Source organism: Paraburkholderia sp. RL18-085-BIA-A (assembly GCF_046027075.1).
Classification (GTDB): domain Bacteria; phylum Pseudomonadota; class Gammaproteobacteria; order Burkholderiales; family Burkholderiaceae; genus Paraburkholderia.
In genome coordinates this window covers 25,886-38,480 of sequence record NZ_JARESU010000047.1, presented here as the reverse complement: position 1 = coordinate 38,480, position 12,595 = coordinate 25,886, and the positions used below count along the sequence as shown (strand labels likewise).

9 protein-coding genes are annotated in these 12,595 nt (G+C 63.8%); 7 read left to right on the top strand and 2 right to left on the bottom strand.

Features of this window, described 5'->3' with window-relative positions; translation table 11 throughout:
• The first annotated feature begins 27 nt into the window (after positions 1-27).
• From P0D89_RS27170 to P0D89_RS27160, 3 genes are all read left to right on the top strand, one after another.
• Positions 28-1,221, top strand: coding sequence for a CaiB/BaiF CoA transferase family protein (locus tag P0D89_RS27170; protein WP_408362430.1), 1,194 nt, complete (start codon positions 28-30; stop codon positions 1,219-1,221).
• Positions 1,218-2,171: a hydroxymethylglutaryl-CoA lyase gene (locus P0D89_RS27165; protein ID WP_408362429.1), complete on the top strand. Its 954-nt coding sequence runs from the start codon at positions 1,218-1,220 to the stop codon at positions 2,169-2,171. The genes P0D89_RS27170 and P0D89_RS27165 overlap by 4 nt, the downstream gene beginning before the upstream one ends.
• A gap of 67 nt (positions 2,172-2,238) precedes the next feature.
• On the top strand, positions 2,239-3,573 hold the full coding sequence (locus P0D89_RS27160; protein WP_408377487.1) for an MFS transporter: 1,335 nt from the start codon (positions 2,239-2,241) through the stop codon (positions 3,571-3,573).
• 419 nt (positions 3,574-3,992) lie between these two features.
• Here the strand turns inward: P0D89_RS27160 and P0D89_RS27155 are convergent, their stop codons facing one another.
• Complete coding sequence (locus P0D89_RS27155; RefSeq protein WP_408362427.1) at positions 3,993-4,718, bottom strand: GntR family transcriptional regulator; 726 nt, start codon at positions 4,716-4,718, stop codon at positions 3,993-3,995.
• A 160-nt stretch (positions 4,719-4,878) separates the two neighbouring features.
• Here P0D89_RS27155 and P0D89_RS27150 point away from each other — a divergent pair, with 160 nt between their 5' ends.
• The 4 genes from P0D89_RS27150 to P0D89_RS27135 all read left to right on the top strand — a co-directional run bounded on the left by P0D89_RS27150 (position 4,879) and on the right by P0D89_RS27135 (position 11,490).
• Positions 4,879-6,099, top strand: a complete 1,221-nt coding sequence (locus tag P0D89_RS27150) for a pyridoxal-phosphate-dependent aminotransferase family protein (protein ID WP_408362426.1) — start codon at positions 4,879-4,881, stop codon at positions 6,097-6,099.
• A gap of 245 nt (positions 6,100-6,344) precedes the next feature.
• Complete coding sequence (locus P0D89_RS27145; RefSeq protein WP_408362425.1) at positions 6,345-7,631, top strand: MFS transporter; 1,287 nt, start codon at positions 6,345-6,347, stop codon at positions 7,629-7,631.
• Between the two features lie 39 nt (positions 7,632-7,670).
• Positions 7,671-8,420, top strand: coding sequence for a 2-keto-4-pentenoate hydratase (locus P0D89_RS27140; protein WP_408362424.1), 750 nt, complete (start codon positions 7,671-7,673; stop codon positions 8,418-8,420).
• A gap of 49 nt (positions 8,421-8,469) precedes the next feature.
• A complete protein-coding gene (locus P0D89_RS27135) occupies positions 8,470-11,490 on the top strand; it encodes an FAD-binding and (Fe-S)-binding domain-containing protein (protein WP_408362423.1) in 3,021 nt (1,006 codons plus the stop codon).
• Positions 11,491-11,529: 39 nt separating this feature from the next.
• Here the strand turns inward: P0D89_RS27135 and P0D89_RS27130 are convergent, their stop codons facing one another.
• On the bottom strand, positions 11,530-12,420 hold the full coding sequence (locus P0D89_RS27130; protein ID WP_494478165.1) for a helix-turn-helix domain-containing protein: 891 nt from the start codon (positions 12,418-12,420) through the stop codon (positions 11,530-11,532).
• Positions 12,421-12,595: the final 175 nt, after the last annotated feature.

Sequence of the window (12,595 nt, the reverse complement as noted above, 5' to 3'; positions counted from 1 at the left end):
CACGAAACCAGCTTCGGAGACAGCATCATGGGTGGACCCCTTCAGGGTATTCGCGTCGTCGAGATCGGAACCCTCATCGCCGCGCCGTTTGCCGCGCGCCTCATGGCCGAGTTCGGCGCCGACGTCATCAAGATCGAAGCGCCCGAAACCGGCGACCCCCTTCGCAAATGGCGCAAGCTGCATGAAGGCACCTCGCTCTGGTGGTATCTGCAGTCGCGCAACAAGAAGTCGGTGTGCGTGAATCTGAAGTCGGCAGACGGCGTCGAGATTGTCAAGCGGCTCGCCGCCGAAGCCGATGTGGTGATCGAAAATCTGCGTCCCGGCGCGCTCGAAAAGCTCGGCCTTGGCTGGGACGTGCTGCACGCGATCAACCCGAAACTGACGATGGTCCGCATCTCCGGCTACGGCCAGTCCGGCCCGTATCGCGACCGGCCGGGCTTCGGCGCGATCGGCGAAGCGATGGGCGGGATCCGTTATACGACCGGCGAAGTGGACGGTGCGCCGGCGCGCGTCGGCGTGAGTCTCGGCGATTCGCTCGCTTCACTGCATGGCGTGATCGGCGCGCTGATGTCGCTGCTGCGCGTGAAGACGGGCCAGGGCGAAGGCCAGGTGGTCGACGTGTCGCTGGTTGAGAGCGTGTTCAATCTGATGGAAAGCCTCGTGCCGGAATACGATCTGCTCGGCCATGTGCGCGAGCGCAGCGGCGGCGCGTTGCCGGGCATCGCGCCTTCTAACACTTATCGCACCGAAGACGACGGCTACGTCGTGATCGCCGGCAACAGCGACCCGATCTTCAAGCGCCTGATGCATCTGATCGGCCGCCCCGATCTCGCCGACGACCCCGCGCTCGCGTACAACGACGGCCGCGTAAAGCAATGCGCGCTGCTCGATGAGGCCATCAGCGCATGGACCTCGCACCACGCAATCGACGACGTGCTGGCCGCGCTCGAAAGCGCCGAAGTGCCGGCGGGCCGGATCTATTCGGTGGCCGATATCGTCGCCGACCCGCACTACCAGGCGCGCGACATGTTGCTGCAGGCGGAATTGCCGGGCGGCGCGTCGGTGAAGATGCCGGGCATCGTGCCGAAGCTTTCGGACACGCCGGGCGAAGTGCGCTGGCAAGGACCGTCGCTCGGCGAGCACACCGGCAGCGTGCTCGCCGAACTCGGATTCGCCAACGAAGACATCGAGCGGCTGCGCCGCGAAGGAGCTGTGCAATGAGCGCCCCCATTCATGACACCCAGTTCGACAAGCTGATCGTGCAGGAAGTGTCGCCGCGCGACGGCTTGCAGATCGAACCTACGTGGGTCGAGACCACCGACAAGATCGCGCTGATCGACGCGCTATCCACCGCCGGTTTCACGCGTATCGAGGCCGGCTCATTCGTGTCGCCGAAAGCGATTCCGGCATTGCGCGACGGCGAGGCCGTGTTCCAGCAGATCGAGCGGCATCCCGGCGTGATCTACGTTGCGCTGGTGCCGAACCTGAAGGGCGCCGAGCGTGCACTCGCCGCGCGCGCCGACGAACTGAATCTCGTGATGTCCGCGAGTCAGACCCACAACCGCGCCAACATGCGCATGAGTTGCGAGTCGTCGCTGCTGGCGTTCGATGACATCGTGCGGCACGTCAAGGGTTCGGGCGTGCTGCTGAACGCGACGGTGGCAACTGCGTTCGGCTGTCCGTTCGAAGGACGGATCGACGAAGACCGCGTGGTCGGCATTGTCGATACCTATCGCGAGATGGGCATCGAAGGCATCACGCTCGCCGACACGACCGGCATGGCAAACCCTCGCCAGGTGGCGCGGTTGGTGACGCGCGTGCTCGGACGGCTGCCGGCCGCGGCGCTCACGCTGCACTTTCACAACACGCGGGGGCTCGGCCTCGCCAACGTGCTGGCGGCCTACGATGCCGGCGCGCGCCGCTTCGACGCCGCATTGGGCGGCCTGGGCGGCTGCCCGTTCGCGCCGGGCGCATCCGGCAACATCTGCACGGAAGACCTCGTGAATCTGTGCGACGAGATGGGCATCCCCACCGCGATCGATCTGGAAAAGCTCATCGCGCTGTCGCGCGGTTTGCCCGGCTTGCTCGGTCACGACGTGCCGGGGCAACTCGCGAAGGCGGGCCGCAATTGCGACCTGCATCCGGTACCTGAATACGTTCTACAGATCTGAACATCCCCTGACCATTAACTGATTAAACGACCGGACGGCCTCGCCGAATCCGGCATTGGAGACAAGCATGAGTGACCTGGGCGCAGTCGCAAGCGGCAGCCGTGAGCACAGCGCGGACGATGCCGCGGCCATCATCCGTAAAGTTGCATGGCGGCTGATGCCGCTCATCATGATCTGCTATCTGTTCGCGTTCTTCGACCGCATCAACATCAGCTTCGCGAAGTTCCAGTTGCAGAGCGATCTCGGCTTGTCCGATACCGCGTATGGTCTGGGCGCGAGTCTGTTCGTGATCGGCTATGTGCTGTTCGAAGTGCCGAGCAATCTGTTTCTGTACAAGGTCGGCGCGCGGCGCTGGATCGCGCGGATCATGATTTCGTGGGGCCTCGCGACGGCGGCAATGGTGTTCGTCAGCAACGAATGGCAGTTCTACGGACTGCGTTTCGTGATCGGCGCGATGGAAGCAGGCTTTGCGCCTGGCGTGCTGTATTACCTGACGCTGTGGTTCCCGCCGAGCTATCGCGGGCGTATCACGTCGATGCTGTTTCTCGCATCCGCGTTCTCGGGCCTGGTCGGCGCGCCGCTCGCGGGCCTGGTGATCGGGCACATGAATGGCGTACTCGGCATGCCGGGCTGGCACTGGCTGTTTCTGCTCGGCGGGCTGCCGTGTGTCGTACTCGGCTTCATGGTGTTGAAGCTGCTGAAGGATCGTATCGAGGACGCGGGCTGGCTGTCGTCGTCGGAGAAGACTTTTCTGACGGCACAGATTGCGCAGCAAAGCCGTCATCACGACGTGGGGCGTTCGCTGATGGGTGCCATCAGGACACCCGGCTTTCTCACGCTGGGCCTGATTTACTTCCTGATTCAGGTGGCGTCGTACGGTTTGAATTTTTGGGCGCCGCATCTGATTCGAGTGTCGGGCACTCACAACCCGACCTTCATCGGCTTGCTGACGGCGGTGCCTTACGTGTGCGGCGCGATCTGCATGGTGGTGGTGGGACGCCTGTCCGACGCGACCGGCGAGCGGCGCAAGTTCGTGTTCGGCTTGCTGGTGATGTCGGCGATCGGCTTCTTTGCCGCGGGGTTCTTCGACAAGCAGACCGGCTTGCTGGTCGTCGCGCTGGCCGTGATGGGCGCGGGTGTGGTGGCATCGATTCCGGCCTTCTGGGCGCTGCCGCCCAAGCTCCTGACGGGCGCCGGCGCGGCCGGCGGGATCGCGTTGATCAATACGCTGGGACAGCTTGGCGGGATCGTAAGCCCGGTCATGGTGGGGCGTGTAATGGATCTGACCGGAAGCACCACGCCGGCGCTGTACGTGATCGGCGCGATGAGCGTGGTTTGCGCGTTGATCGTGTTGTACGGATTGCCCGAGTCGCTGCGGCGTAAGGAGGAAGTGGCGCAGTGAGCGTGATTTGAATAAGCGCGGGCGGCCTGTTGGCATTCGGAAAAACGATGCGCCGGGTGCTGCACGCGACTGAGCCGGTAGAAGATAGCCTTGTGGCATCAATCACTTGGCTGGGCTGTGCGCAGGTTGTCCACAGGCTTGTGCCCAAATTATGTGGACAACTAGGAGTGGCGTCGGACGCGGCTCGTATGGCGTCCTTGCTAAACGGATTCCGCAGCGTCAAGGACCACGTAACGACCCACCGTGCCTACACATGAGCCGCAAGCCGATACTGCTGCTTCATCAACCACTTGGCTCGGATATGCGAACGTTGTCCACAGGCTTGCGAACATTTTAGGTGGACAAGTTTTTGCGTTCGACGCGGGCGTTCGGACGGCGCCGGCCGTCACGACGCCGAACGCAAAACACCTTTAGGTGGCTTAAGTCTTCAATGGCGAAGCCGCCGCCGTTTCCTGCGACTGCACTTGCAAAACCGCATCGCGCTTGTCGAGCAGATGCTGTCGCAGAATGGCACTCAGCTTCTTGCCGTCGCGCGCTTCGAGCGCCTTCAGCATCTCGTCGTGATCGTGAATCGCACTGTCCCACTTGGGGGTCTGGAAATTCGAGCGGAACCTGAGCGCCTGCAAGCGCCGGTTCACCGCGATATACGTCTGGCGCAGCGCTGAATTGCGCGCCGCCTCATTGATCTTGTCGTGGATCGCCTGGTTGCGGCTGTAGTAGCCAGGCAGATCGTTCTGGGTGCGGCACGCGAGCATCGCGTAGTGCAGCGCCTTGATCTCGGCCAGCTCGGCGGCGGTCATGCGCTCCGCCGCCAGCTCGCCGGAAAACGCTTCGAGACCGCTCATCAATTCGAAGGTCTCGCGCAACTCCGCCTCAGACATCTTCGACACCGACGCGCCGCGATTCGGCGAAATCTCGATCAGCCCTTCTGCGGCCAACACCTTCAGCGCTTCGCGCAGCGGCGTGCGTGAAATGCCGAGCGTTTCGCACAGCTCCCGCTCATTCAGTTTCTTGCCCGGCTCCAGCGCCCCTTCGACGATAAAGCGGCGGATGTGCTCCACCACCGTGTCGTGCAGGCGCTGCCGCTCGACCTTCGGCATCAGCGGGGACGCGGTGACACCCGCATTGAAATCCGAATTTTGCATACAAAAACCCTCATCTAACATGAGTGGGATTTTATCGGAAGCTGAAAGATTAGTTAATAGCGCGGGTAAACACGGGTCTCTGGGCGCTAATTTCGTCTTGGGAACGTAGCACTTCGTCTGATATAGTTTTTTGCATGCAAAATTCAATCGGAGGAGCCAAATGCTCAAACTAGACTTTCATCCCGCTGGTCGTCACTTTTTGCAGATTCCGGGTCCGAGCCCGGTGCCGGACCGGATCCTCCGGGCAATGAGCAATCCCACCATCGACCATCGCGGCCCGGAGTTCGGCGAGCTCGGTCTGAAGGTGCTCGACGGCATCAAGAAGATCTTCAAGACGCAGCAACCCGTGGTGATTTATCCGGCGTCCGGCACGGGCGCATGGGAAGCCGCGCTGTCCAACACGCTGAGCCCCGGCGATCAGGTGCTCATGTTCGAGACCGGCCACTTCGCGACGCTGTGGAAAAAGATGGCGGAAAGCCTTGGCCTCAAGCCCGAGTTTCTCGGCTTGGCCGGTATCGAAGGCTGGCGGCGCGGGGTGCAGCCGCAGATGATCGAAGAGCGTCTGCGCGCCGACTCCCAGCACGCAATCAAGGCGGTGTGCGTCGTGCATAACGAAACGTCCACTGGCGTCACGTCGGATATCGCCGCCGTGCGCCGCGCAATCGACGCCGCGGGCCATCCGGCGCTGCTCTTGGTCGACACGATCTCGGGTCTCGCATGCGCCGACTATCGCCACGACGAATGGGGCGTCGACGTGACCGTGTCGGGCTCGCAAAAGGGTTTGATGCTGCCGCCGGGCATCAGCTTCAACGCAATCTCGCCGAAAGCGCTGGCCGCCAGCAAGCACGCGAAACTGCCGCGCAGCTTCTGGGACTGGAGCGAAATCGTCGAGATGAACAAGACCGGCTACTGGCCGTACACGCCGAACACGAACCTGCTCTACGGCTTGCACGAAGCGCTGGAGATGATTCTCGGCGAAGGGCTCGACAACGTGTTCGCCCGTCACGAGCGTCTCGCCGAAGCGACCCGCCGCGCGGTGCGCGCGTGGGGCCTGGAGATCCAGTGCGCGGACCCGGCCGTGTATAGCCCGGTGCTGACCGGCGTGATGATGCCCGACGGCGTCGATGCCGACGCGGTGCGCAAGATCATCTACGAACGCTTCGACATGTCGCTCGGCACGGGCCTCGGCAAGATGAAAGGCCGCATGTTCCGCATCGGCCACCTGGGCGATTGCAACGACCTGATGCTGCTCGCCACGCTGGCTGGTTGCGAAATGGGTCTGCGTCTCGCGGGTGTGCCGCTCAAGGAAAGCGGCTTGCCTGCCGCTATGGAGTGGTTGAGCCAGCCGACCAAGGCCTCGGGACTGAAAGCCGCGGCCTGAAGCGCGCCGCGCGCAATCGCACGGCGCGCGCCGCAAGTGCCGCGCCGTCAGCCTTAAAAAGAACAAGCAATAAGCAGCAGGCGGAAAGGGAAGGCGGGGAGCACTTCCCCCGAGACTAAAAAAGCCGCGCATAGAACGCGGGCAGAACATCATGCAAGACGTCCGCAGCGACGTGTGCCGCTGCCGGTCAACGACGCAGCGCGCCATCCCAGGCGCGCCGTCGACACATGCAATGGAGAGAGACGATGAGGCGGTTTCGTTTGACCAGTGCACCCAGTATCGTGCTGTTGATGCTATGCATCATGTACTTCATCACCTACCTCGACCGCGTGAACGTCAGCACCGCGGCCGCCGGCTTCGGCAAGGAATTTCAGCTCTCGCATACGCAGGTCGGCCTCGTGTTCTCGGCCTTTGCGTATCCGTATCTGATCTTTCAGGTGATAGGCGGCTGGGTGAGCGACCGCTTCGGCGCGAAACGCACGCTGCTGTGGTGCGGCGCGATCTGGGGCGTGGCCACCGTGCTGACCGGCCTCGCCGGCGGCCTCGCCTCGTTGCTGGCCGCGCGCGTGCTGCTCGGCTTCGGCGAGGGCGCCACGTTTCCCGCCGCGACGTCCGCCATGTCGCGCTGGGTCGCGAAGGAAAACCGCGGCTTCGCGCAGGGCATCACGCATGCGGCGTCGCGCATCGGCAATGCGATCGCGCCCGCGCTGATCGTGCTGGTGATGGCAACCTGGGGCTGGCGCGAATCGTTCTACATCTGCGGTGTGTTGAGCCTGTTGTGGGTCGCCGTGTGGGCATTCACCTTCACCGAACATCCGAAAGATCATCCGCGCATCACGACTGAAGAACTCGCCGTGCTGCCCACGCCGAAGCCGAAAGCGGCCGGCGTGCCGTGGAGCAAACTGTTTCGCCGCATGGCGCCGGTTACGGTCGTGTACTTCTGCTACGGCTGGACACTGTGGCTGTTCCTGAGCTGGATTCCGCTGTACTTCCTGCGCAACCATCATCTGCAATTGCAGAAGTCGGCGATCTTCGCGTCGGTGGTGTTCTTCGCCGGCGTGCTCGGCGATACGCTCGGCGGCATCGTGACCGACTGGATCTTCAAGCGCACCGGCAGCCTGAAACGCGCGCGCAGCTGGATGGTGTCCATTTGCATGCTGTTCTGCCTGCTCTCGCTGATTCCGCTGATGTTCACGCACAACCTGTATCTGTCGATTGCGTGTCTCGCGTCCGGCTTCTTCTTCGCCGAAATGACGATCGGCCCGATGTGGGCGATTCCGATGGACATCGCGCCGGAATTTGCCGGCACCGCGAGCGGCATGATGAACACCGGTTCGGCGCTGGCCGCGATCATCTCGCCGGTAGTCGGCGGCTTTCTGATCGACTACTTCGGCAACTGGGATTTGCCGTTCGTCGGCAGCATACTGTTAATGGGCGTCGGCGTGGTGCTGGCGTTTCGCATGCAGCCGGAAAGCAAGTTCACGCTCGATGCCGCGGACAACGCGCAAGTCTCCACCCGCATGGGCGTGTAAGCGCAATCCACTGTTCACTCACTGTTCGCGATTAAAGACATGACCTCATCACTCAGCCGGCGTCTTGCCGATGCACGCCGCGTTCGCGTCACGCTCGACACGTTGCCGCCGGAACAAATCCCAGCGGACGCCAGCGCGGCCTATGCGATCCAGCACGAGATCCTGAGCGCGTCCGGCGCGCGGATCGGCGGCTGGAAGATCGGCGCGAAGTCCGCGAGCGGCCCGATCCAGGGCGCGCCGTTGCCCGATGTCGACCTGCACGCAGATGGGGCGCGTTTGCCGCGTGAAGGCTTCGCGCCGCTCGGGCTCGAACTGGAGATCGCGTTTCGCTTCGGCCGCCGCTTCGAGCCGTCCACCACGCCTTATAGCGAAGACGAAGTGAAGGCGGGCATCGGTTCGATCGGCGCGACCATCGAAGTCGTCGCGAGCCGCTATGCCGCGTGGCCCGACATCGACAAGCTCGCGCAACTCGCGGACTTGCAGAATCACGGCGCGCTGATCGTCGGCGAGTTCATGCCGTATCGCGAGGACTTTCCGTTCGTCGCGCCGTCGTTGCATTTTAGTTTCGACGGACACGATGTGGTCGAAACCGCGCCCGCGAATCCGGCCGGCGATCCGCGGCGCTTGCTGACGTGGCTCGTCAATCACGCGAGTTCGCGCGGCATCGCGGTGACACCGGAGATGGTCGTGACCACGGGGTCGTACACGGGGATGTTTTTTCCGCGCGAGGCGGGCACGGCGAGCGGGCGCATCGAAGGACTCGCGCCGGTCAGCGTGACGTTGTACTAAGCGGCTTCGCCCGCTTTTCAATTCCCCAGCTTTTCCACAGGCCGACGATATGACGAACCCCACTTCCGCTTTACTCGTCAAGCCGATTCATCTGGTCCCGTCCGCCGCGCGCCTGACGAGTCCGCTCGCACAGCATCTGCGCAAGTCGCTGCGCGGCGACGTGCTGTTCGATGCGGCGAGCCGCGGCCGTTACGCAACCGACGCGTCGATCTATCAGATCATGCCGGTCGGCGTGGTGGTGCCGCGCGATCAGGACGATCTGCGCATCGCACTGGAGATCGCCCGCAGCGAGAAAGTGCCGTTGCTCGCGCGCGGCGCGGGCACTAGCCAATGCGGCCAGACGGTCGGCGAAGCGTTGGTGATCGACACGAGCAAGTGGCTGAACAACATCGTCGCGTTCGATGCAAAAGCGCGCACCGTGACGGTCGAGCCCGGCGTCGTGCTGGATCATCTGAACGCGTGGCTCAAGCCGCACGGCCTGTGGTTTCCGGTGGACGTGTCGACGGCGGCGCAGTGCACGATTGGCGGGATGGCCGGCAACAACTCGTGCGGCTCGCGCTCGATCGAATACGGCAACATGGTGCACAACGTCGACGCGATCGACGCGATCCTCGCCGACGGCAGCGAAGCGCGCTTCGCGTCGCTGCGCGAAACGCCGCAAGGCGCGCGCTTGCAGCAGATTCTCGAAGGCGTGACGCGCATCGCTCAACGCGAGCGCGATGAAATCGTCGCGCGCGTGCCGAAGGTGTTGCGGCGCGTGGCGGGCTACAACATCGACCTGTTCGATTGCCAGAACCCGCGCGCTTATACGGATGACGGCATCGCGAATCTCGCGCATCTGCTGGTCGGCTCGGAAGGCACGCTCGCGTTCAGCCGGCAATTGACGCTCAGGCTCGCACCCCTGCCCGCGCATAAAACGCTCGGCGTGGTCAACTTTCCGACGTTCCGGCAGTCGATGGAACTGACGCAGCACATCGTCAAGCTGAAGCCGGTGGCGGTGGAACTGGTCGATCGCACGATGATCGATCTGGCGATGAGCAATCCCGCGTTCCGTCCGGTGATCGGCCGCGCGTTGGTCGGCGAGCCGCAGGCGATTCTGCTGGTGGAGTTCGCGGGCGAGGATCGCGACGCGCAGTTCGCGTCGCTCAAGCAACTCACGGAACTGATGGCCGATCTCGGCTTGCCCGGTTCGGTCGTCGAGATGCCGGACGCGAACGAGCAGAAGGCGTTGTGGGAAGTCCGCAAGGCCGGGCTGAACATCATGATGAGCATGAAGGGCGACGGCAAGCCAGTCTCCTTCATCGAAGATTGCGCGGTGCCGCTCGAACATCTGGCCGACTACACGAGCCGTCTGACTGAGGTGTTTCATCGGCATGGCACCGAGGGCACCTGGTACGCACATGCGAGCGTCGGCACGCTGCACGTGCGGCCGATTCTCGACATGCGCCGCGACGGCGCGGTGAAGATGCGCGCGATCGCCGACGAAGCGGCGGCGCTGGTGCGCGAATACAAGGGCGCCTATTCGGGCGAACACGGTGACGGGCTATGCCGCGGCGAATGGGTCGCGTGGCAATACGGGCCGCGGCTGAACCAGGCGTTCAGCGAGATCAAGACGCTGTTCGATCCGGACAATCGCTTCAATCCCGACAAGATGGTGCGTCCGCCGAAGATGGACGACGCGCGTAATTTCCGCTTTGCGCCGGGCTACAAGGAGCATCGCATCGATACGGCGCTCGACTGGTCGGCATGGAACGTCGAGCGCGATCCGTTGACCGGACAGGAGACGCGGCCCGGCAGCGGCAACGATCTGTCCGGTGGCCTCGCGAAGGCCGTGGAGATGTGCAACAACAATGGCCACTGCCGCAAGTTCGACGCGGGCACGATGTGCCCGAGCTATCGCGTGACGAAGGATGAGCAGCACGTCACGCGTGGTCGCGCGAATACGTTGCGCCTCGCGATCTCCGGTCAGCTCGGCGAAGCCGGTCTCGCGAGCGACGACGTCAAGGAAACGCTCGATCTATGCGTGTCGTGCAAGGGCTGCAAGCGCGATTGCCCGACCGGCATCGACATGGCGAAGTTCAAGATCGAGGCGCGGGCGGCGCGCGTCAAGCGGCATGGCCTGCGTCTGCGTGACAGGCTGGTCGCGTTCATGCCGCGCTATGCCGCCGCCGCGAGCCGTATGCCAGGTTTGATGGCGCTGGCCGATAAGGTGCCGGTGTTGTCGGCGTGGTTCAAGCGGTCCGTGGGCTTCGCGCCCGAGCGGAGTTTGCCGCGCTTCAGGAAGTCGTTTCTGTCCGATGCGGTGCGACGCAAAGCGGCTCGCAGCGGCGCGTTGAAAGAAGTGCTGCTGTTCGTCGACACGTTCAACAACAACATGGAACCGGATAACGCGCGCGCCGCGCAACAAGTGCTGGAGGCCGCCGGCTACACGGTGCACTTCAACGTACGCCAGGGCGAGCGCCCAGTGTGCTGCGGGCGCACGTTCCTTGCTGCGGGTCTGGTCGATGAAGCCAAGCAGGAAGCGCGGCGCATGCTCGATCTGTTCAGGCCGTTCGTCGAGCGGGGCGTGCCGGTGGTCGGGCTGGAGCCCTCGTGTCTGCTGTCGTTGCGCGACGAGTTTCTGCACTATGGCTTCGGCGAAGAAGCGCAGCGGCTTTCGCAGCACGCGTTTCTATTCGAGGAGTTTCTGGTGCGCGAGGAAAAGGCCGGCCGCTTGCGGCTTGCGTTGAAGCCGTTGGCCGCGCGAGAGGCGCTGGTGCATGGTCATTGCCATCAGAAGGCGTTCGACGCGTTCACGCCCGTGCAGACGGTGCTGAAGTGGATTCCCGAGCTGAAGGTATCGACGGTGGAATCGTCGTGCTGCGGAATGGCTGGCAGCTTCGGCTACGAAGCCGAGCACTACGCGACGTCGCAGGCGATGGCGGAATTGTCGCTGCTGCCGGCGGTGCGCAAGATCGACGGCAATACGGTGATGGTCGCCGACGGCACGAGTTGCCGGCATCAGATCCACGATGGCGCGGGTGTCGACGCGATCCACGTGGCGCGCGTGCTGGCGATGGCGTTGCAGTAATCACGCTGGCGACGCCAGCGCCAGCCGTGTTAGCCGCGCTCAAACGCCGACAATCTGCCGGAACACAGTGGGCGCGACGCCGACGCTCTCGCGAAAGCGATGGCTGAAATGGCTGGCGTTCGCATAGCCGCATTGCTCGGCGACTTGCACGAGCGGCAGCGTCGTCGTGCGCAGCAGGGCGCGCGCGCGTTCGAGCCGCTGCTGCGCGATCCACGCGGCGGGCGGCAGGCCGAACGACTCGCGGAACATGCGCGCAAGATGATACTCCGACAACGCCGCGACGCCGGCCAGCTCGCCGAGCGTGAGCGGCTGCGCGAGATGGCTTTCGATGTAATCGCGCAGACGCCGCCGCGTCGCCACCGACAAACCGCCTTTGAGCGACACGCCGCTGCGGCGCACGCCTTGCGCGCGCAGCAGCAGGCTCAGCACTTCGTGCGCGGTTTCGTTGGTGCGCAACAGACCGTCGGGGCTCTGCCACTCTTCGTTGACGAGCGTTTGGCACAAGCTGGCGATGCGGGCGTCTTCGAAATAGGTGCGATCGGCGAGCGTCAGTTCGCGCGGTTCGCGGTCGAGTTCCTGCACGGCGCGCTGCGTGAAGTGCTCGGGCAGGAAATACAGATGCATGAAGTGCATGTAGCCGCGCACCCACCAGCGCGATTCGTGTTCGCCAGGCAGTGCGCAAAGCCGCGACGGCGCGCCGTAGTGCCCGGGCATTTTCTGACGCTCGGTGCGATAGCCGCCATCCAGATAGCACGACAGCGTGTGATGGCCGGGCCGCTCGTAGACCGTTTCAGTTTCTTTCGTCTCGCGCGTCCATAACGCGATCGCGAGCCCGTCGCCGAGCCACGCGAAGCGGTCCAGATGCGCGTCCGCGCTGCTCAGCGTGTGACACACCGACTGAAGGCCGAACGGCGTTTCGGTAGCGGGCATCACAGGGACGGGCGGGCTGGCGTTCACGGCAAACGGTTTTTGATGACTGGATGAGCACGAGTATACGTGTGTACCCGTGCGGCGGCACCTTAGCGCGAAAAAGTGAGCAATCCTGGACAAGTGCGGCGGCTCGCGCGGCCGCATAGTCGAGCTTCCGTATCTGCTGCCGCAACCT